The following is a 23,907-nucleotide window of genomic DNA, read 5'->3' on the forward strand; positions in this document are numbered from 1 at the left end:
GCTATCCGGGACATGATATTCCAACGGAAGGATCGGGTTTCTCGCATTTTCAAAATCTCGCATATTATCATTACCTTTCCCTGAAAGCAGTTATTATTTTTCTTCCTGCCGACTCTAAATTACAAGTGTCTATCCTACATTCTATCTCCTTTGGAATTGTAATTTCCAATAGGACATCGTTTCCTTCTTTTTTCACATGAACTTCAATCAAACCATTTATAGAATGATAATGGCATATAAACTCACCAATACTTTCCGGAAGATATGGCTGGATTTTAATCTGTTTAAATCCTGGCTTTTCTGCCTGAATTCCTGCAATTCCATTGTAGAACCACTCAATAATATGTCCCATCATATCATGGCAGTGACTTCTCGGATTCGATTCCCAGTATTCTCCAAGTGTAGTCTCTCCATCTAAGACAAATGCATAATAACTCGGATGTTCTTCTTTCAAAATGAACTTACCGATAATGTCATTCATACCATATTCCCTTGCGGTTTGAATCACATACGGCAACCCGATTTCCCCACTGATAAATGCTTGATCCCTCTCGAATGTATAGCAGAGTGCTTTTGCAATATCCTCTTTCTTATCCTCAGGCACCAATCCCCAGTAAAGCGGCAGTGCCTCACAAGCCTGCGTAAGGAAGATTTCATCAGGATGATCCCATGCACGATAGCACCAGAATCCATGATCCGGATGTTGAATCAGCAGTTTTTCATTGTAATTCTGTTTAATTCTGTCCGCAAACTCCTGCAATTCTTCCCTGTCCTTTTCTCTGCCAAGGACTTGTGCAAATTTTGCCAGAGTTGTTGTATCTGCATATAAATATGCTGTTTCTATATTTTCTCTTACCAGTTCATTGCGCGGGTTTCCCCAATCTCCCAGACCGTGATTGATGAAGCCATCTGTATTGACTTTTTTCTTCAAGTGATTTAAGTAACGCATCCCTGCGTCATAATTGTCTTCAATTATCTTGACATCACCATAAAACTGATAGTGCCAATACGTGCCCAAGATGGATGTACCTCCCCATGGAATGATGTCGTAGAAACTTCCCATTCCCGGAACCGGTAAAACATTTGGAATATAGCACGGGCATTGGGACGGCATCATTCCTTCTCCCGGATATACTTTATTTCCTTCAAAATCCAGAAAATAGTCTGCTCCGGTATGCTGTGCAATCCGCATATCCGTCAAGAACTTCTCCCACAGTTTCCGCCCGTTTTTCATATACATGATTGACGGTGCCATTAAATGGTTCGGTTCCTGCCATGCAAAACGTTCTATCGTCGGGCAGTCCGTATGGACACTGACCATATTTGCCTCTACCGCCTTTTCAACCAGATTATAAATCTGATTGTAGCGTTCGTCATCACAGGTAAACGTTCCATTCGTTTCACTAGCACTGCTGATTGCATGTCCCCAAAAACTGCGAAGCACTATTTCTGCTGGCGTCTGTGCTGCTGAGATTTTCTCTGCCGCCATGTATCTTCCTGCAAAATAAGTGAATTTCATTCGGAATGTTTCCCACACATCATCCTGACCGATAATATACGTGATACAGGAGTCTACTGTCACCCAGTTCTTTGCAATTTGATCCACATCTCCGTTTTCCGAAAGTTTCTCTGCCGGATAACATTTCACCACATCTCCGGCATGACCTTTCACCTCGAATTCCAGAATACCGGACATATTTTGACCGAAATCATAGATTTGTCGTCCATTCACTTCATTCAATAATTGTCCCTCATACGAATGAATCACCCGAACCGCAGGCTGAAACTGATTCTGGAGACTTCCCTTCGGCACATCTTCTTGATTTACAATCACCGCCTGCTTCCAGTCAAAATCATCAAATTCCGCTGTGCTCCATCCGTACTGTACGAGTCTACCGTCCATCGTCTCTGATCCATAAACATTACTCATCACAATCGGATGCTCTTTTACAGTAAATGTATCATCTGCAGTAATCACATCTTTCGTACCATCTGTATACGTAACTGTCATTTTCAATGCCAGCATCAGATATTTTCCAAACGGCTCATATGGATTCGGATTCGGCGGCATAAATTCCGGGAACTTAAATGTATAATGTTCATCTGTTTTGATGAACCATCCATTCCCCACTTCTACACCTGCTACATTCTCTCCGTTCTTCAAATAATTGGTCACATCAAACGTCACATATTGTATAAGCTTTTTATAGTCCGTCCACCCCGGATCCAGTTCGTGATCTTCCACTTTCTTCCCATTGATATAAAAGTGAAATTGTCCCAGCCCGCAGACTTTCGCTTCTGCTTTTTTTATGTTTTTTTCAACTGTGAATTTCTTTCTCGCATAAAATGGTGACGATGTTTCGTTCGTAATCCATTTTCCAATTTCTGACATTCTCTATTCCCCCTTTCTCATTTCATCTAAATTCAGTATAGCAATCTCATCTGCTTTCAGACAGGGGAATGCAATAATTCTCCATAGCATTTGAACTGGAATATATTTTCAAAGAACTGTACTTCAACTACCCTCAGCGAAGTCTGAATATTCCACACACCCTAGATGAAATTCGGGATATACTTCAGATGAGTTTTCTTCGGCATCTTATCCGATAATGAGTTGCTGCGATTGCCGAGGAACTTGGATATTCCGACGCCGGCACTTTTCGACATATTTTCAAGAAGTATTACGGCATGCCCCCGATTGATTACCGGGACAGATTTTTATATTTATAAAAACTAATTCATATCAATTTTTATACAATTTTGTGAATCACTTCCAATATAGAATGAAATGTCCTGTAATTCTGTAATGTACTGCATATCCCAGTCATAATATCCCAGTTCACTGATTGGTATCTCAAAGTTCACCTCTGCAGTCTCACCTGCTTTGATGTTGATTTTTTCAAACGCTTTGAGTTCCTTCACTGGGCGTACACGTTTTGCCGTCTTATTCTGTATATAACACTGTACGACTTCTTGGCCGTCCCTGGCCCCGATATTTTTTACTTTTAACGATATCCGAAATACATCTCCTTCTCGCTCCATTCCTTGATCCAGATATTCGAATTGCGTATAACTTAATCCGTAACCAAACGGGAATACAGGTTCCAGCGGTGTATCCAGATATTTCGATGTAAACTTTGACTTTCCGCCCGGACGTCCTGTATTGATATGTGCATAATACGTCGGACACTGTCCGCTTGCATATGGAAAGGTTGTCGTCAGTCTTCCGCTTGGATTGACCTTACCAAATAGTATATCCAACAAAGCATTTCCGGCTTCCACACCCGGATGCCATGCTTCCACAATTGCGGGTACATGTTCTGCCACATACGGAATTGCCAACGGTCTCCCATTAAATAGCACTGCCACGACCGGTTTTCCTGTTGCCAGTAGATTACGTACCAACGCAAGCTGTTCCTCCGTCAAAGTAATATCAGCCCGGCTTGCCGCCTCTCCACTCTGATCTTTTTTCTCTCCAAGTACAGCAATCAGTACATCAGATTCTGATACAATGTCTGCTATCCGGTTATCCTCATCACTATACTGATAAGCTATACCCTGCTTCTCGCAGGCTTCCAGCAAACTCACACAATCTTCCGGGTTCGCACCGATTGCCCACGCACCAGTCATTTCTCCCTTGTCTGCTGCCAACTTTCCAAAAATCCCCAACCGTGTTCCATCTTGCAACGGAAGAATCTTCTCTGCCTTCTCGGATTCACTACTACATGCATCAACATGTGTATCGTTCTTTAATAAAACTATAGATTTTGTCGCAGCTTCTCTCGCCAGTTCCCGGTATTCCGGTTTCATAAATGCTTTTGACTCACGTTCTTCACTTGTTTTATATGGATTCTCAAATAATCCTAACTCAAATTTTACGCGAAGAATATTTGACACTGCTTCATCAAGTACTGTTTCCCCGATTTCACCGTCTCGGATCAAATCAGCCAGATACTCACTGTAACTATTGGACGTCATATCCATATCCACCCCTGCTTCCAGCGCTTCCTTTGCAGCAGTACGCTTATCCGACACGATTCCATGGTTTACACACTCTGCAATCGCATTGGCATCACTGACTGTCATACCATCAAAGCCCCACTGCTTTCGCAGTACATTCTTCAGAAGCCATGGATTCACAGAACATGGGACTCCATTTATATCATTGAACGCAGGCATTACCGCTCTTGCTCCTGTATCAATGCACATTTTGTAGGACGGCAGATACTCTTCCCATAAACGCTGCATAGACATATCCACCCGATTGTAATCCCGTCCTGCCTCACAGGCACCATATGCCGCAAAATGCTTCACGCATGCCGCCATTGCATCTTCTTTTGCCAGATTCTCCCCCTGAAAACCTCTCACTTTTGCCGCTCCATAAAGTCCATTTAAAAGGACATCTTCTCCGGCACCTTCGCTGACTCTGCCCCAACGTGCGTCCTTCGCCACATCAACCATCGGCGCAAACGTCATATGAACCCCGCCTGCTGTTGCTTCTTCAGCGGCCATCCGCCCTGTGCGTTCCCACAGATCCGGATCCCACGCACAACTCTCTCCAAGAGGAATCGGGGTAATCGTGCGAAATCCGTGAATCACATCGAATCCAAACAGTAACGGAATTCCAAGTCTCGTTTCCTCCACAGCTATTTTTTGCAGACGATTAGCTGTAGCAGCATCACCAACTCCATTATAAGATCCTATTTTCCCTGCTCTGAGATCTTCTTCATGGAAATCCTGTTCTGCTGTTGCCATCAGCCGTCCAAACTCTTCTTGAGAGATTCTGCCATCAAACATCATATCCAGCAATTCTTCAAAACTTACTTCAAATGCCCCTACCAGTGAAGGTCCACACTGCTGAAGCTGTCCAACTTTTTCTTCTAATGTCATCTGATCCAGTAAATCTCTGATTTTCTTGTCCTGTTTTTTCATAAGCCCTCCCACCTTTTATACTGCAAATTGTACCAAACCGATAATACATCCCTTACAGGTTTGGTACAACTTCTCATACTGAATATATACATTTTAATTATTCATTTGTCTTTAAACAAACTTCCGCTGTTTTTCCATTCTCTGCCGCCACCTTCACAATCACAAACTCATCGCTGACTTTCTTCAATATTATCAGTGCCCGACCGTTAAATGTCTCTGTAACGCCATCATTAAAGTTGTAGTTTGGTTTCGGATTTCCACTTCCAAATCCTACTGCCTCTGCTCCGCCTTCAACAGACAAATTCAGTTTTTGATCATCATCTGTTACAATTATACCCTTCTCATCACAAAGTTCTACATCAATATAATACAATTCCTGTTCTCTCCCCTTTAATCCGTGATATATTTCCGGCTTCAGAACAAGGTTATAGGCTTTTTCTGCAGTTTTCAGTTCATATCTTCCAATCTCTTTTCCGTTTTCATATGCAACTGCGGCTACTGTTCCCGGTTCATAAGTTGTCTCGAACAATGTGCGAAATCCCACTTCTTTTCCTGACGTTTTTCTTCCGCAAGATACTCCGTTCACCAAAAGTTCTACTTCTTCTCCCGGTGCGTATACTTCTATGACTACCGGTTTTCCTTCACAGTCTTTCCAGTTCCATGCAGCCGCCGCATCACTGATCACCCAAGGCGTCTTAATAATAGGCTGTCCGTATTTGTATGGATTCTGTACTGCAATATAAGGTATCGTTCTCATGCCGAACACAACCTCACGGTAATACGATGCCGGTCTTCTGAATCCGGTAATATCAATATCTCCCGAATATGCAAGCTGTGCCGGGAATGTAGCACCAAAACCGCCTTCTCCCCACTGGTATGCCGGAATTCCAACGCCTGCTTCCCCGATATAATCCCATCCTGTCCATGTAAAGTCTCCGATAACATACGGTAATTTCTCTACTAATGCCCAGTTTCTTGCGATTTCAGGAGGGTAGGTTTCGCTTCCTACAATTACACGATTCGGGTATTTCTCTCCGTCCATCTCGTAGCGTGCTGTCATGTAATTGTATCCAATGATATCGGTAGATGCAGCTGCTTTTTCCAGTCTTTCCGTGATTGCATCATGTACAACAATCTTATCCATATGCGTGTCCATTAAAGTCATGAAATTATTTACATTCCCTTCAATCTTACCTTCCCGGCTCAAATCAGCAACAACATCCTCAATGATTTTCGGAACCTGATCTCCAGCAGCAAACACACCATTGACAGAGGCTAATGTGAATCTGCTGTCATCCAATTCTTTTACCTTAGAACTTAATTCATAACACGTCTTTGATCCGCCGTTTGTTCCAATTTCCGGAATCTCATTTCCAATGGAATAAAGCACTACCGATGGATGATTGAAATCTTTTCTCACCATGGCAGTTACATCTTTTTCCCACCACTCCTGAAAATACAAACCATAATCATAATTGGACTTCAGTCGATTCCACATATCAAATGTCTCGTCCATCACATACATCCCCAACTCATCACAGGCACGAAGCATCGCCGGAGCCATCGGGTGGTGTGACATTCGGATTGCGTTAAATCCAGCTTCTTTCATTCTTCTCACCTGACGATACTGAGCATCCTCATACGTAGCTGCTCCCAGAAGTCCACTGTCATGATGAATACATCCGCCACGCAAATTGACAATTTCTCCATTTACGCAAAATCCTCTTCTTGCATCAACCTGAACTGTACGTATTCCAAATATTTCTCTGTTTTCATCTAAAAGAATAAGTTCCTCTGCTTGCTTCTCAAACAGACGGCTTACACAGGTATAAAGGATCGGTGAGTGCTCGCTCCATAATTGTGGAGCATCTACCGTAATTCTCTGAGATAATTTTCGCATTTCCTGATCAAACAAAGCCAGGCTCGTTCTCTCAGATGTAACAACGCGTCCATCAGCATCTTCAATTGCGGTCTCCAGAACCAGTTCCTTCACAGTATGATTTCTGTTTTTTACTTCGGAAGAAATCTGAAGCACGGCATACCCGTCTTCTATTCTCTCCGTTTTAATCTGCACACCCTCCGGCACCAGATAGGTTAATCCCGACTCCAGAAGATATACATCTCTGTAAATACCAGCACCGGAATACCAACGACTGTTTGTCATCGCTCCTGCTCTTACCTGTACACGAATCTCATTCTCTTCTCCATATTTTAGAAAATCGCTGATTTCCGCATAAAATGTCGTGTAACCGAATGGACTTTTTGCTGCTATCTGCCCATTTACAGAAACAAATGCATTCATGTAAACACCTTCAAACTTTATCATAACTGTCTGATTTTTGTATTCCTCCGGTGCAAACAGCATTTTTACATAAGTGTAGCACTCTGCATCGCGGAAGCCTGTATTACCTCCGTTCAAACTGTTCGGATCTGCCGGATTTTCAATCATGGCATCATGCGGCAATGTGATTTCTTTTGCAATTTCCGAAATATCCCACACAAGTGCAAATGAATCTTTATCCGGCCAGAATTTCCATTGTTTGTTCCATTTTAGTTCTTTCATAATTTGTTTCTCCTTCTTTCAAACAACCATACCAGTACTTTTCTTTTTTTGACTGATACTATTTCAATCTTAATTTTTCGTCTTCCAGATTCATTCTGGCAAACATCGGACGTTCTTTATATTTATCGTTTGGAAAATGTAACGTAAACAGTAGTTCCCCCTTTGCATCCCGGAACATCATTCCATGTCCTCCGTTTTCCGGAAAGATTGGCTCCTCCATCTGTTTCCATGGTCCCTCTGTTCTTCCTGCTTCCTCATCCGCTTCCAGGTACACACATTCCGGTGCCCAGTAATTTTGATCAGCAAAAAATCCGTCTGGTCTGTGGAAGATTTCTATCGGGCCTTCCCAGTTCTCCATATCTTCACTGACATAACAGTCGAATCCGTCTGCCGGTCCCCAGCAGGACTCACTCCTCGTTCCATACAAATAATACATTCCCCCATGTACCATAACAAATGGATCACGCATATTTACCTCACATGTTTTCATATCCTTTTCCCTTTCCTTTTCACTTCTCTGTTGTAAATGTATAATTTCCAGCTGGCAATGTCCACCTTTTGTTTCCTATCATCAATTCTGCCTCCGCATCAAAAGGTACTTCAATCTCATATAACACCGTTCCGTTTGTATTACAGCTCCATTTGCTTCGATACAATCCTGCTGCTGTATCCAGCTTCATTTCAGCAAACCCCAATCTTGCATCTGCATGTGGTTCTATCACAGCCTTCTTAAATCCGGCCTCCACTGGTCGGATTCCGCAAAGATCTCCATACATCCACGCTGCAATGCTGCCATAGCTATAGTGGTTTAGGCTGTTCATCCCCTCTGGGTTCAGATGTCCGTCAGGCTCCACTGAATTCCAACGCTCCCATATGGTCGTTGCTCCCAGATTGACACTGTAAAGCCAGCCCGGAAATTCCTCATTCAACAACAGATCTGCTGCTGTTTTGCTGTGTCCCGTCTTTGTCAATGCAGGACAGAGCATCGTTGTTCCGACAAATCCGGTATTTAGATGCCCATTGTTTTCTTTCACGCGGGCATATAACACCTCTCCTTCTCTATTCTGTGCATCCTCATTTGGATTCAAGCCAAACATAACTGCAATTGCCGAACCTGTCTGCGTATGACAGATACACAATCCATTTTCATCAAAATATGTTTTCTGAATCGCTGCTAATATCTCATTCGCCAATTTTCCGTATTCCTGCTTATCTATTTCATATCCCAGCACTGCCGCTGCTTCTGCCACACTCTTCGTGCATTTATAGTAGTATGCGTTTGCAATATAAAGTGCATCTGTTGCACCAAACGGCCCCGGCTGCGGATTATCCAGTGCCAGCCAATCTGCAAAATGAAAACCGTCTTTGACAAGATGCAGCCCTCCCAGCGCCTCTTCTTTTCTCCGCTCACAATCCACCCAGTCTTTCATCCCCGGATAGCACTCTTTCAACAATGTTCTACTTCCATAATGCAGATAGACATTCCATGGAATAATTACTCCTGCATCTGCCCATGGACAACTTCCATGTTCCGCAACCATTCCTTGTTTTAATCTTGGGACTACATTGGGCACTGAGCCGCCCAAAATACTTTGTTCCGCACGCATGTCCCACAAATATTTTCGATAGAATGCGGGCATGTACATGTTATAGCATGCTGTTTCTGAGAAAATCTGAGCGTCTCCGGTCCATCCAAGACGTTCATCACGCTGCGGGCAGTCAGTCGGCACATCCAGAAAGTTATCCTTCTGCCCCCACATTGCATTGGAGAACAGCTGATTTACCTTTTTGTTCCCCGTTATAATACTGCCGATTTCATCAAAATCACTGCGCAGGTGATATGCTGTAAAATGCTCTTCCTCTGACGGTCTCCGATCTGCCAGAATATTTCCCTTCTCATCCAGATATTCTACTTTCATATAACGGAATCCATAGAACGTGAAATGCGGTCTTACATGAGATTGCTTTCCATTGGAAATATAAACGAATTCTGTTTTTGCCGTCCGAAAATTATCATGGTAAAAGCACTCATCCTGCATGATTTCCGATGCTGTAAGACGAATCTGCATCCCCTCCTGCATCTGACAATCAAATTCTACCCAGCCGGTCAGGTTCTGTCCGAAATCCAACACATTTTCCTGCTTTGTAGTCCGGATGATTTCGATTGGTTCAAAGTGTTCTTTCTTTACAATCGGCAGACTATACCGGTCTTTCAGCGGTCCACATTTTTCTGGAACACGAAGATTTACCAATTTCCATTTTCCATTTTCTGCTGCATTTTCCGCAATATCACCTATCTGACTTGTCTCACGATGCACTGCATATTCTCGTCTTGCATCATAAATTTCTCCATCATAAATGTTACTGAATTCAATTGGTGACTGTGTGTATTCCCATGTCTCATCCGTACATACAACAAGCTCAGTTGTTTTCGCTCCGTCTCCATCACGTCGCTCAACATACAATTCTCCCATCGCACAGCAAAACTCTCCATACAGATTTTCATATCCGCCGTCAAATCCAAGACGACCTTTATACCATCCACTTCCCAGCCAAATCTGAATTTCATTGTCTCCTTCTTTCAGATAATCCGTCACATCATATGTCTGCACCTGCAGATGAAAGTCATAAGAATGATAGCCCGGCGCAAGATATTCCTCCCCGACTTTCTGTCCATTGAGATACACTTCATAAACGCCAAGTCCACACAGGTACAATCTTGCATTAACTCCCACAATTGCTTCATCCACTCTAAAACACTTCCTGAATACTGGTTGTATTTCCTCGTCTCCCAATTGTGGTGCAATCCACTTTGCAGTCCATTTCTCTTCCATCTTTCCTGTTTCGAAATGCCCTGTCGCTTCCGCTTTCTGTCGGTTATCTGCCGTCACTTCCACCGTCCATGTATAATGTGTCCTCGGCATCAGAGAAATATCTACATTATAATCCAGACTGTTCATCCCTCTTTTTTCTCCACTGTCAAAAACAGGAGTGTCTCCATTAAAGATTTGTAATCTGGCAGACTCCATCCGCTTTGCCTCTCCGGCTTCTGTTACTTTCCACGAAAAACTTAACGGGATCGTTTGAAATCCCAATGGGTTCTTCACATGGTTTACTCTTAAATCTGTCAGTTTCATCTGTCAATTCCTCTCTTCCACAAATCTAATTGGTCACCTGAGCTGTATCAAGCAGTACCTTATAGCTGTTACTCATTTTACGTCTATTGTAAATCTCTCTTAAATCACTGTCCATGTTTTATCTTTTCGCAAATCCGACATTTTCTAAGATTACCTAGATAAATTTCATTGTACTCATTAAGATTATCTGGCATATTCAAAAGTTCTGTTTGCAATATTTTCCATTCAACCCCAGCCTTCTGCATTCCCTTCCGATGTTTCACCTAATCCATTGGCCGCAACATTAAGAGCTGCTGATGAAGCCGCAATTGTCCTCATATCTGAATCAGCTTCCATAGCAGCCTTCTGGGCAGCCTCGTCCTGCATCTCCTTCATCTGTCGTAAGGTCTATACTGATACTACATTGATCCCTTCCGCCGAAATTATTGCCTACTTGTTCTAACATTCCATCAGCAGACTCTATACTCTTATCATTTAGTCTGAAAGTAATTCCTGAAAACTCTTTGCATAAATTTCGTAAATATTCCTGACTCGAAATGTCTTTATTAGAATTGACAGGCTCCTAATTCACCGCTTTGTCCATGCGGGTATTCCGGACCGGCTTCTGCTGATCCAGCCACGGCCAGAAAGCCTCCAGAATGGGTTTCTCCTTCTTGAGACGCAGCTGTTTCCGCTTTTCATGATCACCGGGATATTTCTTGTTAATGGAATCCTCGATGGCGAATAACCGGTTGCAGTACTGGACTCCCTGTACTGCCGGCTGGCTGTAATCATACTGTTTCCCTTTGGGGACGGCATCAATGAAATATTGACGTATGTGCGCCCAGCAAAAGCAGCGTTTGATACCCGGCAGGCTGTTGCAAGCCGGGCAGCCATAGCTCTGGCTGTAGTTTTCGATCACTTTGCATGTAGCACTATGAAAGTGTGATATTCCGTTTGATATTTTGGGGTTATAGAAAAGAATTAACAAATAAGAAAAGATTATGGCTATCCCTCATTAGGGTAATTTGTAAAACGTCTGCTGGAAATGAAAAGGCGGTTAAAGGAATTTTGAAGTTCTATGACGCTTATATCTCTAAGTTATGCCTGCGTCCGTTTTACCGCGCTGAAAGTGGTTGAAATCAGAGTGAAATAATCATATTGCATAAATGAAAACCGGGAGATATACAGTTATTCTGTGCTATCCCCATGTGGTTTTATCATCATATCAAGGCTCATTCAATCGTGGTAAATTTCTTGTAAAAATGAGTGTTTTTATATTTCAAATGACTTGAAAGTGTAGTGGTTATGCGGATAATCGAATGTGCAAATCTCTCCGTTTCTTTTAATTTGCACATTTCTGATTATTTGCATTTTCTTTTTCTACGCTCACTTTCTCTTTTAAGCCTTAACTTAACATAACTGTTCTAAAAAGCTTCTGCCGTTCTGGGGTGCATTCGTTTGAAAATATTCGCAAACAGAGGCCCCTACATCCGACAAACTTTTGCGAATCCCCAGGTTTCTGTATTCGGTTCCCTTTTTATATATCAACAGTGGAACACATTCCCTTGTATGTTTACTGTGCCCGATATCCGGGTCATTCCCATGATCCGCCATCACAACCAGTATATCTTCTTCTCCCAGAACCGGAATCAATTTGCCTAGTCCTGCATCTGCTTGTTCCAAAATCTTACGGTACTGCACAGAAGACTGTGAATGACCTGCCAGATCTGTTTCCTGCACATTCGTGCAGATGAACCCTCTGTCTGTTTTTTTTATGGCATCCAGTGTCAGCCGCATACATTCTTCTGTCGGCACACAGGAGATACTTGTTCCGCTGTCATTGGCAACAATATCCGCCACCTTTCCAATCAAAGTAACCGGGACTCCCGCTTTGGTTAAAATCGTCGGAGCCTGCACATTTTTATCTACACCATAGCCTAAATGAAGGCATTGGTATCCATACTCATAAGATTTCGATCTTGCAGATGCAATCCCAATAAACTTACCTTCTTTTATTTCCTCCGCCTTATATAAATCTTCCATTGTATTGCCTGTTCCGCCGAACACAATCACTCTCCCGACAGTCACAACCTCACGGACAAGCCGGGCGATCTCATACTCCTTTTCAAACGAAATAAAATCCAGCGGAGCTGTCACATTATAGCACATGCCCAAATCAGCCTCCAGGTTGTCTGCAACCGTAACGTAGTCATCACAAACTATGTAGCGCAGTCCGCCTCGGCTGACAATCCTGACTTTGTGTCCATTCTCTTTTAGATGATAATATACTTCATCCACTTTTTCCTGAAATTGATGCATGGTTGGCTTCTTCGGCAAAGTTCCCATGATTTCCTGATGTCCCATGAAAGTATCCGCCCCAAAGTGCATCAGCTCAGACTTTCCATAATTCGCTGTTTTGCAAAACTTCATTTTAGCGCTTTCTTTTCCAAAAGCATTCATAAGTCCAAGCCGCTCCAGATTCGGAAGCTTCAGATCAGGGCAATCCCGTAGAATACTTCCCAGCGTATTCGCCTTTTCATCCCCCGGTCTCTCTGTCACCGCGTCATTCATTGCACCAATTCCAAATCCATCTAACACAATTACGACAAATCTTCTGCTCATTTTTTCACCCTTCCCATGCTGTCATAAATCCCGATGATTTTCGGATGTCCTTTTTGAATTCCCTGAATCAGAACCACGTCACTCCTGGTCACAAAAATCTGGAAACGAAATGCCATGATGGCCGCATCTCCGATCTCACACTCTTCTGAAATTCCAAGATAGTAATCAATACTCTCTAAGGATGGCGGTATCACATCCAGCTTCTTTGCTGACTTCAGTTCCTTTCCCACCAATACCGATTTCATGTGGGATCTTCGATAATATCCGCCTCCATAACAATATGCGTTTCCGTCAAAATTATGGGAAATCTCACTTACATATACAACACATGGCGTTTCCTCCATTCCCTGTACCGCATGCATAGGAGTTGTCCCCGTCATTCCGTGTCCCGGTTCTCCACAGTTTCCGCCTAATTCCGCCATCATCTGCAATGTCCTGACACAAGTAGCAGACGGTGTATTGACGATTTCCGCCTCTATACCAAGCTTTTGGAGAATTTCAACAGCCTCTTTTACTGTATTCAGATTATAAGTAGGCCGAATATCCCCGGCTTCTTCGTCATACAGATAACACGGAAAAGAAGTGACCCCTTTTATCTCAATATTTGGGTAATCGTCCATAATTGTTTTTGCAATCTCCGGCAGATCCCGAAGCAAAAAGCCAGCAGTCTGCCCCTGATAACTCATATCGTCTTCATTATAAACCCGCAGCAAAATGCCCTGGAACACTCCAAGTTCCTTCGCTGCCTTCTGAATCTGTGCGGCCTTATCCAGGGAATAAATTGTCATCACTTCCGGATGATAGGCTACGATCTCGGAGAGCATAGCATTCGGCGCCTGTACCAAATGTCCCACGTTTCCAATCGGAATTCCCGCGTCCATCATGATCTTTGCTTCTTTAAAATCTACCACAACAGCTCCTTCGTATCCCATTTCCACCAGTTTCTCTGCTATATATGGATTTCTTCCTAATTGTTTCAGCATAAAATATAGTTTTATATTTTGTTTTTTTGCTTCATCCAGAATTTTTCTCGCATTGTCCAGCAAGGTATCCATATCAATCACATAGGAATCCGGCATGATCTGCCCGCTTTGCTGTAATGCAAACGCCGTCTCAAGCAGCTTTTTATTCTTTTCTAACATTTGATCTACAAACATACTTTTCCTCTTTCTATAGATTCCTTTATAATCCGCATTACCGTATCGCTTCCTGCCCGAAGAGGGTTGATACGGATCATACGCTCTTCCAGCGCCGGATCTGCTTTACGAAATGTACCGGAAATCCGGTAAAAAAGCGGAACCATCTCGTATTTTGACTCACATCCCACAGGATATGGAGCTGCCCCTAATGCTTCAGCCTCTTTTAAAACTCGTTTTGCTATTTCCTTTCGAAATTCAACCAAAATAACCTTCGACTGTGCATTCGCCAAAAACGCCCGTCTTACTTCTGGAATTTCTCCCTCGTTCAGCCTGCGGACACATTCTTCGCTCACCTGCGCTTCCAGTGCCAGCGCCACAGGGGCATAGACCATACCGCGAAGTACATCCAATGCCTCATGGCCCTGCACCTGCATTCCGCCCGAATAGTTCTCCTGAATCAATCTTTCTATGTAACACTGCTTACCTACAATAATTCCGACCCCCTCCGGGCCAAGCAATTTAAATGACGAAAAACAGGATAAATCAGCACCGCACTGCACTCCGATCTGTGGGACTTTCAATGCCGCATAATTATCGTCAGTCAGTACGGGAACAGGCCTGACTCGTTTTACTGTCTCAATTACATTTTTTAAATTATAATGATCCTCTGGACACTGTCTTGTATGCTGTACTAATACTGCCTTTATCTCCGGTTTTTCTTCCATTATCTTATGAATTTCCCCGGCATCATGAAAATCTGCCTCTGCTTTGTAGATTCCCATCATATCCAAAGACGTTTGCGTAGTATCATAAATTGGAGCCTTATGAACCAAAATCATGTCTCCCGAATTGAGTATTGCGTGAAGTCCCAACCGGATTGCCCCGCTCCCGGCCCCGCGCACCAGCATACATGCTTCCGTGCCAAATATGTTTGCAATTACCGCTTCTGCTTTCTGTGTGATGACCGGTTTATTCTTCCCACACACCACTCCCAAATCTCCTCTGGTAACCATTTCGCGGCCGCTTAATTCTCTTGTAATACAGTCCACGATCCGAAACTGAAACTTTGCAGCCTCTTCAACCGTAAGACTTTGTAAAGGATATGTCTTCGTAATCATCACCTCAATTCACTTTATCAAAAATCCGGGCAGGATTATCTATCAATAATTTGTTCAATGTCCCTGGCTGAATTCCCCATTCTTTTAAAAGTGGGACAAAATCTTTCATCACTGTCATATATCCAGAATATTTGCCTCTGCTTGACAGATAACTTTTTCGCGAAATATCCTGAGAGAGTACAATTCGTTCCTCCCAGCCTCGTTCCAAAAGCCACATCAGATTATCTGCCCTTACCTCATCACTTAGATATGCAGTCTTTCCAATAGTGTCAAATCCGATATTTACTCCTGTTTTCAGAACCTCTTCATAGTACGTTCGATCATTTGCCAGATCCAAATGCCCCAGCACAATTTTCGCAGGATCCATTCCGTACTTCTCAAACAGCCTGGCCTGCTCCATTGCCAGTCTTCCAAGCTGACAGTGCGTCGTTACGGCCAGTCCGGTCTGCTTTCCGGCCAAAGCTGCAGCAATCAGCACATTTCTCTCGCTTGGCCCCATACTTGGATTTCCAGATGCAACTTCACCGATGACGCCTGCTTTGATATCTGTGCCATCAATTCCTTCCAGGATATCTTTACAGAAAATTTCACTTAATTCTTCAGGGCTTGCCTCCCGAACCGCATCCGAATGGTATTCCTCCAAATAAAATCCGGTTGCCGCAATAATATGAATACCGCACGCCTTACTGTACATACGCAGCTTCTCTACGTCTCTTCCCATATCATTGCAAGTTACTTCGACAACGGATTTCACCCCATATGCCTGCATTTTCCGAATTTCATCCAAAATCAATTCTGTATCATCAAAGTCGGAATCCTTGTCCCCTCTCACAGGGGACAAGTCCAGCGCCAAATGCTCATGGCACATCGTAATTCCTAATTCTTCCGGGGAAATCTTCCCATTTACTGTCTGAATCATATGATTCCACCTCTTTCATATGCTTTATACCAAAGGAGTCAATCCAATCAAATAGGTCAGATTCAAAATAATTCCAGTTGCGATTGCTGCGACTGGTCCAATCGCCATACGCATGATCTTACGTCCGGTCATCTCATTAATCAAATATATACATCCGCCGATAACAAAACCGCCTGCAGCTCCTGCAGAAGTAGAGGCACTCATCGTGCAGCATGCCGCAATAGAGCCGATCAGCAATGCAAACTCAACACAGGTGTTCATCGCACTGCGGATATTATCAGATGCATCACGCATAGATGGAAAATTTCCGAGGAATTTTCCGATTAGGCCAAGCAACATAACTTCCACTAATATAATAGCCGCACCTGCAATCGCTGCAACGATCGGGTTCGGGCAAAGGTAACCTGCAACATAGATAAATGTAAATCCGGCAACTCCATACACACCCGTTGTAACTGCTGTTGTCGCGATCAACGGAATAAAGCTCAGTGCCCTCATGAATTCATTCGTAGCAACAGTCTTTATCAACGTAGCTGCCTCCGCAGAATCTTTCATCGCATAGGCCTTTGACAAGTCAAACATAGACACGTCGGAACCTGCCAAAACATGTACATTACAAGCGATTGCAATCAATGCCCCTGCAACCATGAGAAATGGCAGATTCTTTTTGATTCTTTCAGTTCTTTCTGAAAAAATATTCAAATCTTCTGTCACGCTCTTCTCCTTATTTTTAAAGTCTTTCCAAATACATAGTGCAACCAGGGCGATCACACCTATCATCATTGTCCAGGCATCCCCGCTGATTGTGGAGAAACCAGGTCCGGCAAAGCGAAATACCATTACAATCACAGCGGTTATAATTCCTGTCTTTATTCCAAACTGCATGATAATTGCAACGATTGGGAATAATGCAAAACCGGTCACAACATAAGTTCCGACATCTCCCATTGCGGTAATCAGATCCACCGGCATTCCTGTCAACACCGCATTGATCCCGCCGATTCCTGTCATGCAAATCAGACCCCACAACGCGCCGAGAATCGGGGCCAGCCATTTCTTCGGAGACGCAATTCCAATAATATCTGTTGCCAAAAACAGCAGCCATGGATTCAGCAAATTAGTTACCAGTGCATTTCCGATTCCAACTGATGCGATGAACCCAACGCTCAATCCAAATGCAATGGACGCCATCTCACTTCTGTGCATACGTCCTTCAATGTATTCCGGAATGACCGGACGGATTCCATCATGAAAAACTGCCATTCCCATATGGGATAAAAAAGCTGCCATGGCACATACAAGCATAACAATTATCACATTTACAATACTTAATTCCATATTTTCTTCCTCTTTTCTTTGTTCGCCTTGTTACTATTTCCTATTACTTCTCCTCATGCTCCATTAATACTTGCATCAGCACCGGCACTGTGATGTCAATGTGTGACACCGCCATACCGAAACAGACCTTTCCGTCATTTACAAACTTCTCAATCTCTTCTTTTTTTGGTTTGCCTCCATTTTTGCAGACTGTACAGCATTTGCTGTAGCCAAGCAGACCAATCAGTATTGAAATCGCAGAACCGCCTCCGCTCTCACAAGCACCAATATAATAATCTACCTCCCCTTTCTTCATCATAGATACAGCATTCATATCGTTTGTGATGATCGTCTCCGCATCCGGGCAGCATTTTAAAATTTCCTGCTGCATCTCATTTTTCTGCATTCCTCCAATTGCAATTTTCATCTTTTCTTCCTCCTTCTTATTTTTTTATGAAAAAAGATTACATAAATGGACTACCAAATATCCCTTCTCAACTTCCGGGAACTCAATATCAGTATGCTCATAAATGTTTTGGGCAAACCTCTCTGCATCAGGATAAACAGCCTCTTCCCTGAGCCCTGCAAGCACGGCATCATCCAGCGGATTCTCACGCTCTCCGTTTAAAATACGCTGAATCGCCATTGCGATATGGGTCGTAAACATTTCCAATTTCTCCATATCCGGCCGCTCCTTTCTCTCGAAAACCAACCCAATGATCTTCTTCACCTGTTCTGATACATGAGGCGTGATCAATCCCCCCTGTTCCAGGATTGCTAACCTCTCGTACAAAGTTTCCATCTCGTTCATCTGCTCCTCCTTTAATATACATTTTTTTGTACTTTTAATTAAAAAATATTTTGGAAACGGATTACATAATCCACTTCTCGTTTACCTTACGACATAAAGTACATTTTTTTGTACTATCAAAAAAAACAACATAGGCGCCAGACACATTTCCTTAATAAAACGGATGGCGCTTTCCGCTGCGAACTTCGTTCTGAATTTTTAAAGTCATGCTTACACTGATGTTTTTTTCTAAAACCTTTTTTAAATAACCACTATCCTTCCTGATCACAAGAACAGCCGTAGAAAACGAATCACTATATTCCGATGCATTCAGGAATACCACTTTCAGATTGTACAGATGATGGTTCTCCAGGATATCATCATAGTTCCATACACCTGCATCGATTGTGCCTTCCAAAAGTGCGGTGACGGTCTGCTGGGTTGGGATATTCACCAGTTCAACCCGTTTCCCTTTTACGACATTTTTTGTAATCTGACTCTGATCCAGAGAATCACTGTCGTAAGCCACCTTCATACCATCCGCTATCCCATTCTGATTCTGGTCTCTCAGCAGCAGGACATGCCGTGACAAAAAACTCCCGGCACCAAAGTTTAAGGCGATTTCTATATTCTTACCAATCTTCATTTCGTGTTCGACTGCATACTGGGAACAAATCGCAAACTGGTAAACCCCCGACTCAACGAGTTCCATACGCCCTACAGCGCCCCTTGCATATGCCATATTAAACCGCAGATTCTTCAGTTGTTCGTACATCGCAGTAGCAAAACCTTCGTAAGTTACGGAATAAGGAAGCGGCATAATGCCCATTAACCCCTGTGCCACACAACATTCCTGCAATTTTACATAATCAATCCATTCTACATATGTACCCAGATGTCCATGAGGGGCAAGCACCACTGCTCTGACTTCTTTTAAGTAGCTAATGGCATTCTGAATCGTCCCCCTTGACACACCGAATTCCTCCTGATATTGGGAAATAGAGTGAATCCGATCCCCCACGTTTTTAGAAAGCAGACTAAGAGCCATATTGCTGATTGTAACGCCTATCTTCTGATATAATACACTTCTCCCATCTACATCCATAAACGATCCCCCATTGTTCAAAAATTTGTATATTGATATTATATCCATTCCTCTCTATTTTGTCAATAATTTGTTCCAACAGATAATGATTCTTCTGGGCACATTCATCCCAACTGCATGCATATTCTATATTTCCCTGCCAATTCTTCTGGCGGTTAAATGATTCTCTATTTTCCATCTGTTCCGCCCTGCGTTCCGCTGCCGAGGGCTGTGGTGAAGCTCCCAATCAGCAGCACAGCCAAAATCCTGTATGCCCGTCTGCTGGGCGAAATTCTGACAGATGGAATCCCGGACAGCAACGGGATTTTGTTTATCCGCTTCCCTATCATGGAGCTGGCGGCGGCACTTTCCCGAAGCCTTATGACCGTGAAGCGTTCCCTGAAGAGCTGGAAAAACTGAATGAGCAGATAGCAAAGGGAGAAGCCAAGCTCCGGCGGGCGCAGCATGAAGAAAAGATATTGCAGCACCAGATAAAGATGCTGACCCGAAAGGAACAGACACACCGGCTTTGCACCAGACGGGCAATGCTGGAAAGCTATTTCCCCCACCCAGAGAATGTGACGGATGAACAGGTCAGCACGGTTTTGAAGCTGCTGTTCCATCGGAGCGAGAGAAATCTCTCTATACTTTTTTATCTGGATGAAATATAATAGAGCCGGTGATAAATTAAAAGTTTATTGGGAGGAAATAAGATGAACAGAATTTTAGATGAAATCCGAAAAATAGTTGATAATAATATATCTTTATATTTACCTCATGTAAAGTAACCGCCAAATAATAATGCGGTCAAATTGTAGTGAAATAGTCTAAGTATCTAACAGCTACAATTTTAAAGAATTCCTTGAGCACATTTTTAGCCAGCTCATCAATTAAAATATCTGGAATATCTTTTCTCACCGAATGCATCGAAGCTTTCTCTTATGGGACAACTTCGGTGCTTTTTTGATTTTAGGAGAATCTACAGATGAAGAAGATAATAGGAACCATTACTATAATTATTGGAACAATTTTATCAGCCATTAGTGTTCCCTCCTTTATTGCCCGGAAGTAAGTCTTCATATAGAAGTTTTCATTGACACAATTATAATATAACACCTGTATTTTTACCAGTTATTTAAACATCATATCCCTTTGCAGTTCTTCCTATATTCGCTTGGAGTCATATGATATCTGTCCTTAAATGCTCTGTTAAATGTTCTCTGACTATCAAAACCACTCTCCATACTGATATCTAGGATATTGTCATTCGTTGTCTCAAGGCAGTGAACTGCATAGTTCATTCTGGTGTCGTTTAGGTACTGGCTGAAGTTTCTGTGGAAGGTTCCAGAGAACGTTCTCGATAATACATATTTACTTACGCCAAGATCACTAGCCATCTTCTCCAATGACATCTCTTCTCTAAAATGAGCAGATATATACGAAACCACCTGATATACCAAGTCTGTACTTCCCACGTTCTGTTTCTCCACAAGTGATAATTCCGGCAGGCATTTTGCCAGAATGATTTGCACATACGCTTCTACAACCATTTCCTCTGATTCGCTTGTATGTGCGACTGCTGTGATAGCGTTCACCATATCGGCACCTATCTTTTCTTTTGTAACTACAGGACATTTCGGTGCGAATTTTTGAAGCTTATCAAAAAAAGCGCCAACCGTTGAAGGTTGGATTTGTATATAATAGGCCTTGCTTGTACCACTTCCTAATACCTGGTAATGATGGATAACATCCGGGAAAATAAATCCTATATCACCTGTCTCCATATGAAACAGCTCCGTTCCCATACCAAGTTCCAACGTACCTTCCGTAACATATACGATTTCCAAGGCACTGTGAAGGTGTGGCTCTACATGCTTCGATATTCTCTCTGATATCTTTACCAAACGCTTTGTTTCCTTATATTCTAAATGCAAAATAACCACTCCTTTCCCATTAATATCATCATTAATATTTTACCCTGCCCGCTCTAACTTTCCAATAAACTTAATGGTATACATCCTGCACAAAATAATACGACGTTTTATCCGTCTGCAATTTTTGTCTACTTTTTAATGCTTTTTGGCAAGATTTATATATCTTTTCGCCCTATAATGACCTTGTAAGATAAAGAAAGGAGATGAACAAAATGAGCAAGATTAAGAATTATGTAGATGTACTTTTAGATTTCTACGCACCTATGTTTGAGCATGTAATCCGTGCATAAGCATCAGGCAGAATCTAAAAGGACAATTTGTGAAAACTGAATACTTTAAAAATCAGACCACTTCACAATGTGAAATGGCCCTTTTATTTTCTTAAGAAACCCACTTCAATAAGCTGTAAGCTTGTTAATCATTTTGACCGCCTCCTAAACTGTCTCATATCCGTGTGGATGAGCCTGGTGCCATTTCCATGCAGTATCAATAATTGTCTCAAGGTCAGCAAACTGTGGATTCCATCCAAGAACGGTCTTTGCCTTTTCACTTGATGCAATAAGTGTAGATGGATCTCCTGCTCTTCTTTCCTCTTCCTTTGCAGGGATTGGATGTCCTGTTACCTTTCTTGCTGTCTCTACCTGCGAACTGTAGGCGGAAATCTTCATATCGTATGTTTTCTTTACGATTCCGATTGCATCAAGGTTAATAGATGCTGCTAATATCTCGCCATGCTGATGATCGGTATGATTGCCACCAACCTCACTTCTTCCCAAATTATTCTTCTTGTTTCCTAAGCTTTGACCTATCAGCTTCTTTGCTTAAGAAAAAGCATTGCCTTAAAGGGGTTACCTATAAGACAATGCCCCTCTTACATAGACATTATTCTGCTTCTTTCTGAAGTTCTTTGTTTGCCTTCTCAACATTTAACTTGATAAGGACAAATGTGATTAATAAGTTAAAGATCATTGGGAGCCATAAATACATTACATGAAGCATATTCACACATGACTCTGGCTGAACTAGTGCGTTCTTGATATACCCACTTGCTGCAAGCATCCAGCCTGCGATGGCTGTACCAATACCGCCGCCAACCTTTGTACCAAAGGATGTACAAGAATACATTGTACCGTCAACTTTCTTGCCGGTTGTAAGTCTCGTATATTCTGAAGTTGTTGCAATTAAAGCATTCATATCACCCTGAAGTGGACTCATACCAAGAGCTGCGATAGCTGTGAATGCAAGCATAAGTGGGATATTTCCCATATATCCGGCTGCTATTACACCAAGTCGTCCCGCTGTACCTATAATATAACCTATGATATTAAGTTTGTACATTCCTCTAAACTTTGCTACCAAAAGTGGTGTTACCAAAAGACCAACAATCATAGGAATATTTACTGCCCATGAGAAAGTTCCGAATAATCCCTCATCACCGAGCACATACTTCATGAAGTAGATACCCATTCCAAGTGTTGCTGAATAAAGCTGCATTAAAAGGTATGTTCCGCAGATCATAAGGAAGTACTTGTTGTGAACAAGAATCTTGAAAGCATCAATAAGATTGTACTTCTCTTCCTTTTCTTCCTCTGTCTTACCTTCTGCAAGTTCTTCATCAGAAAGCTCCTTAACTGATAAAACAGAAAGTGTATTAGAAATAACACCGATGATTGCATAAATGATTGCTACCATTCTCCATGCTGCAGCACCGCCACCAAGCTTTGCTACAAAACCAACTGTTACTGCCTGGATTAACATGCTTGTACCAAATGCAAACATGAATCTGATAGAACCCATCTGAACTCGCTCTGAGTTATTCTTTGTAATAAGTGCTGTAAGTGCTGAGTATGCAATGTTGTTAGCTGTATAGAAACCAGCATTTAATAATATATATGCGATAAAGAACCATGCATACTGTGCTTTCTGTCCCATATCAACAGGAATACAGAAGATTGCAACTAAGCATACGGCACATCCGAAGTATCCATACAACATCCATGGTCTTGCTTTTCCAAGTTTTGTCTTTGTTTTATCAATCATTGCTCCAAAGAACACATCACTGATTCCATCGAAAATCTTGGACACCATAATCAGTGTTCCAACGATACCGGAATTAAGTCCTACAATATCTGTTAAATAAATCATTACAAACGCTGATAAAAGCGCATAAACAACATTTCCTGCGATATCACCAGAGCCGTATCCGACTTTGTTATACCACTTCAAGTATCTTTTTTCCTCCATTAAAAGATCACTCCTTCTCTGTACATTTTTGTATTCACAACCGTTACCCTAACAGTTATGAAGAAATTATCCTTGCTCATATAATAATGCAGCCGGCGGATATTTCATTTTCCCCGGGGTAACATA

18 protein-coding genes and 3 pseudogenes are annotated in these 23,907 nt (G+C 42.4%); 4 read left to right on the forward strand and 17 right to left on the reverse strand.

The window, feature by feature from the left end; genetic code table 11:
* Positions 1–70 precede the first annotated feature (70 nt).
* Positions 71–2,392 (reverse strand): family 78 glycoside hydrolase catalytic domain, encoded by a 2,322-nt coding sequence (locus ARB69_RS02305; RefSeq protein WP_055150613.1) that lies wholly within the window; start codon positions 2,390–2,392, stop codon positions 71–73.
* Between the two features lie 230 nt (positions 2,393–2,622).
* On the opposite strand from ARB69_RS02305, the gene ARB69_RS28180 reads away from it, so the two are divergent.
* The gene (locus tag ARB69_RS28180; protein ID WP_083487001.1) at positions 2,623–2,730 is read left to right on the forward strand and encodes an AraC family transcriptional regulator; all 108 of its coding nucleotides are present in this window, start codon (positions 2,623–2,625) and stop codon (positions 2,728–2,730) included.
* A 3-nt stretch (positions 2,731–2,733) separates the two neighbouring features.
* Here the strand turns inward: ARB69_RS28180 and ARB69_RS02310 are convergent, their stop codons facing one another.
* The 5 genes and pseudogenes from ARB69_RS02310 to ARB69_RS02330 form a co-directional block, all read right to left on the reverse strand.
* Positions 2,734–4,932, reverse strand: coding sequence for a glycoside hydrolase family 3 N-terminal domain-containing protein (locus tag ARB69_RS02310; RefSeq protein WP_055150616.1), 2,199 nt, complete (start codon positions 4,930–4,932; stop codon positions 2,734–2,736).
* A 97-nt stretch (positions 4,933–5,029) separates the two neighbouring features.
* Complete coding sequence (locus ARB69_RS02315; protein ID WP_055150619.1) at positions 5,030–7,495, reverse strand: glycoside hydrolase family 2 TIM barrel-domain containing protein; 2,466 nt, start codon at positions 7,493–7,495, stop codon at positions 5,030–5,032.
* A gap of 58 nt (positions 7,496–7,553) precedes the next feature.
* Positions 7,554–7,985 carry a family 43 glycosylhydrolase gene (locus ARB69_RS02320; RefSeq protein ID WP_055150622.1) on the reverse strand — a complete coding sequence of 144 codons (432 nt, stop codon included), beginning with the start codon at positions 7,983–7,985 and terminating at the stop codon, positions 7,554–7,556.
* A gap of 19 nt (positions 7,986–8,004) precedes the next feature.
* Positions 8,005–10,632, reverse strand: a complete 2,628-nt coding sequence (locus tag ARB69_RS02325) for a family 78 glycoside hydrolase catalytic domain (protein WP_055150625.1) — start codon at positions 10,630–10,632, stop codon at positions 8,005–8,007.
* A gap of 565 nt (positions 10,633–11,197) precedes the next feature.
* A pseudogene (locus ARB69_RS02330) lies at positions 11,198–11,485 on the reverse strand (IS66 family transposase); the annotation flags it as partial.
* 117 nt (positions 11,486–11,602) lie between these two features.
* On the opposite strand from ARB69_RS02330, the pseudogene ARB69_RS25770 reads away from it, so the two are divergent.
* Positions 11,603–11,748 (forward strand): annotated as a pseudogene (locus ARB69_RS25770) (helix-turn-helix domain-containing protein); the annotation flags it as partial.
* Between the two features lie 276 nt (positions 11,749–12,024).
* On the opposite strand, the gene ARB69_RS02335 reads toward ARB69_RS25770, so the two are convergent.
* The 8 genes from ARB69_RS02335 to yhfZ all read right to left on the reverse strand — a co-directional run bounded on the left by ARB69_RS02335 (position 12,025) and on the right by yhfZ (position 19,624).
* Positions 12,025–13,236, reverse strand: coding sequence for a phosphopentomutase (locus ARB69_RS02335; protein WP_055150628.1), 1,212 nt, complete (start codon positions 13,234–13,236; stop codon positions 12,025–12,027).
* Entirely contained in the window at positions 13,233–14,393 is a 1,161-nt protein-coding gene (locus tag ARB69_RS02340; RefSeq protein WP_055150631.1) for a YhfX family PLP-dependent enzyme, read from the reverse strand. Before ARB69_RS02340 ends, ARB69_RS02335 begins: the two co-directional genes overlap by 4 nt.
* Positions 14,384–15,493 carry an aminotransferase class V-fold PLP-dependent enzyme gene (locus ARB69_RS02345; protein ID WP_055150635.1) on the reverse strand — a complete coding sequence of 370 codons (1,110 nt, stop codon included), beginning with the start codon at positions 15,491–15,493 and terminating at the stop codon, positions 14,384–14,386. The genes ARB69_RS02340 and ARB69_RS02345 overlap by 10 nt, the downstream gene beginning before the upstream one ends.
* Before the next feature lie 4 nt (positions 15,494–15,497).
* Complete coding sequence (locus ARB69_RS02350; protein WP_055150638.1) at positions 15,498–16,412, reverse strand: phosphotriesterase family protein; 915 nt, start codon at positions 16,410–16,412, stop codon at positions 15,498–15,500.
* A gap of 24 nt (positions 16,413–16,436) precedes the next feature.
* Positions 16,437–17,750: a YhfT family protein gene (locus ARB69_RS02355; RefSeq protein ID WP_055150641.1), complete on the reverse strand. Its 1,314-nt coding sequence runs from the start codon at positions 17,748–17,750 to the stop codon at positions 16,437–16,439.
* Positions 17,751–17,793: 43 nt separating this feature from the next.
* Positions 17,794–18,156 carry a DUF2620 family protein gene (locus ARB69_RS02360; protein ID WP_055150644.1) on the reverse strand — a complete coding sequence of 121 codons (363 nt, stop codon included), beginning with the start codon at positions 18,154–18,156 and terminating at the stop codon, positions 17,794–17,796.
* A gap of 24 nt (positions 18,157–18,180) precedes the next feature.
* Positions 18,181–18,540, reverse strand: coding sequence for a PRD domain-containing protein (locus ARB69_RS02365; RefSeq protein WP_055150647.1), 360 nt, complete (start codon positions 18,538–18,540; stop codon positions 18,181–18,183).
* A gap of 151 nt (positions 18,541–18,691) precedes the next feature.
* A complete protein-coding gene (yhfZ, locus tag ARB69_RS02370; RefSeq protein WP_055150650.1) occupies positions 18,692–19,624 on the reverse strand; it encodes a GntR family transcriptional regulator YhfZ in 933 nt (310 codons plus the stop codon).
* A 159-nt stretch (positions 19,625–19,783) separates the two neighbouring features.
* On the opposite strand from yhfZ, the pseudogene ARB69_RS28185 reads away from it, so the two are divergent.
* A pseudogene (locus tag ARB69_RS28185) lies at positions 19,784–20,005 on the forward strand (DeoR family transcriptional regulator); the annotation flags it as partial.
* Positions 20,006–20,010: 5 nt separating this feature from the next.
* On the forward strand, positions 20,011–20,274 hold the full coding sequence (locus ARB69_RS02380; RefSeq protein WP_083486997.1) for a DUF3847 domain-containing protein: 264 nt from the start codon (positions 20,011–20,013) through the stop codon (positions 20,272–20,274).
* Positions 20,275–20,745: 471 nt separating this feature from the next.
* On the opposite strand, the gene ARB69_RS02385 is transcribed toward ARB69_RS02380, so the two are convergent.
* From ARB69_RS02385 to ARB69_RS02395, 3 genes are all read right to left on the reverse strand, one after another.
* Positions 20,746–21,537: an AraC family transcriptional regulator gene (locus tag ARB69_RS02385; RefSeq protein WP_055150656.1), complete on the reverse strand. Its 792-nt coding sequence runs from the start codon at positions 21,535–21,537 to the stop codon at positions 20,746–20,748.
* 434 nt (positions 21,538–21,971) lie between these two features.
* Positions 21,972–22,313, reverse strand: a complete 342-nt coding sequence (locus ARB69_RS28420; protein WP_129878509.1) for a galactokinase family protein — start codon at positions 22,311–22,313, stop codon at positions 21,972–21,974.
* A gap of 106 nt (positions 22,314–22,419) precedes the next feature.
* Positions 22,420–23,781 carry an MFS transporter gene (locus tag ARB69_RS02395; RefSeq protein WP_055150659.1) on the reverse strand — a complete coding sequence of 454 codons (1,362 nt, stop codon included), beginning with the start codon at positions 23,779–23,781 and terminating at the stop codon, positions 22,420–22,422.
* Positions 23,782–23,907 lie beyond the last annotated feature (126 nt).

The organism is Faecalicatena contorta (genome assembly GCF_001404335.1).
Classification (GTDB): domain Bacteria; phylum Bacillota; class Clostridia; order Lachnospirales; family Lachnospiraceae; genus Faecalicatena; species Faecalicatena contortus_B.

Bases quoted from the DNA above. Each gene is read 5' to 3' on its own strand.
- ARB69_RS02365 (WP_055150647.1), bottom strand. From the start codon at position 18,540: ATGAACGAGATGGAAACTTTGTACGAGAGGTTAGCAATCCTGGAACAG.
- ARB69_RS02340 (WP_055150631.1), bottom strand. From the start codon at position 14,393: ATGTTTGTAGATCAAATGTTAGAAAAGAATAAAAAGCTGCTTGAGACG.
- ARB69_RS02395 (WP_055150659.1), bottom strand. From the start codon at position 23,781: ATGGAGGAAAAAAGATACTTGAAGTGGTATAACAAAGTCGGATACGGC.
- ARB69_RS02355 (WP_055150641.1), bottom strand. From the start codon at position 17,750: ATGGAATTAAGTATTGTAAATGTGATAATTGTTATGCTTGTATGTGCC.
- ARB69_RS02335 (WP_055150628.1), bottom strand. From the start codon at position 13,236: ATGAGCAGAAGATTTGTCGTAATTGTGTTAGATGGATTTGGAATTGGT.
- ARB69_RS02320 (WP_055150622.1), bottom strand. From the start codon at position 7,985: ATGAAAACATGTGAGGTAAATATGCGTGATCCATTTGTTATGGTACAT.
- ARB69_RS02305 (WP_055150613.1), bottom strand. From the start codon at position 2,392: ATGTCAGAAATTGGAAAATGGATTACGAACGAAACATCGTCACCATTT.
- ARB69_RS02325 (WP_055150625.1), bottom strand. From the start codon at position 10,632: ATGAAACTGACAGATTTAAGAGTAAACCATGTGAAGAACCCATTGGGA.
- ARB69_RS02350 (WP_055150638.1), bottom strand. From the start codon at position 16,412: ATGATTCAGACAGTAAATGGGAAGATTTCCCCGGAAGAATTAGGAATT.
- ARB69_RS02310 (WP_055150616.1), bottom strand. From the start codon at position 4,932: ATGAAAAAACAGGACAAGAAAATCAGAGATTTACTGGATCAGATGACA.
- ARB69_RS02315 (WP_055150619.1), bottom strand. From the start codon at position 7,495: ATGAAAGAACTAAAATGGAACAAACAATGGAAATTCTGGCCGGATAAA.
- ARB69_RS02360 (WP_055150644.1), bottom strand. From the start codon at position 18,156: ATGAAAATTGCAATTGGAGGAATGCAGAAAAATGAGATGCAGCAGGAA.
- yhfZ (WP_055150650.1), bottom strand. From the start codon at position 19,624: ATGGATGTAGATGGGAGAAGTGTATTATATCAGAAGATAGGCGTTACA.
- ARB69_RS02345 (WP_055150635.1), bottom strand. From the start codon at position 15,493: ATGATTACGAAGACATATCCTTTACAAAGTCTTACGGTTGAAGAGGCT.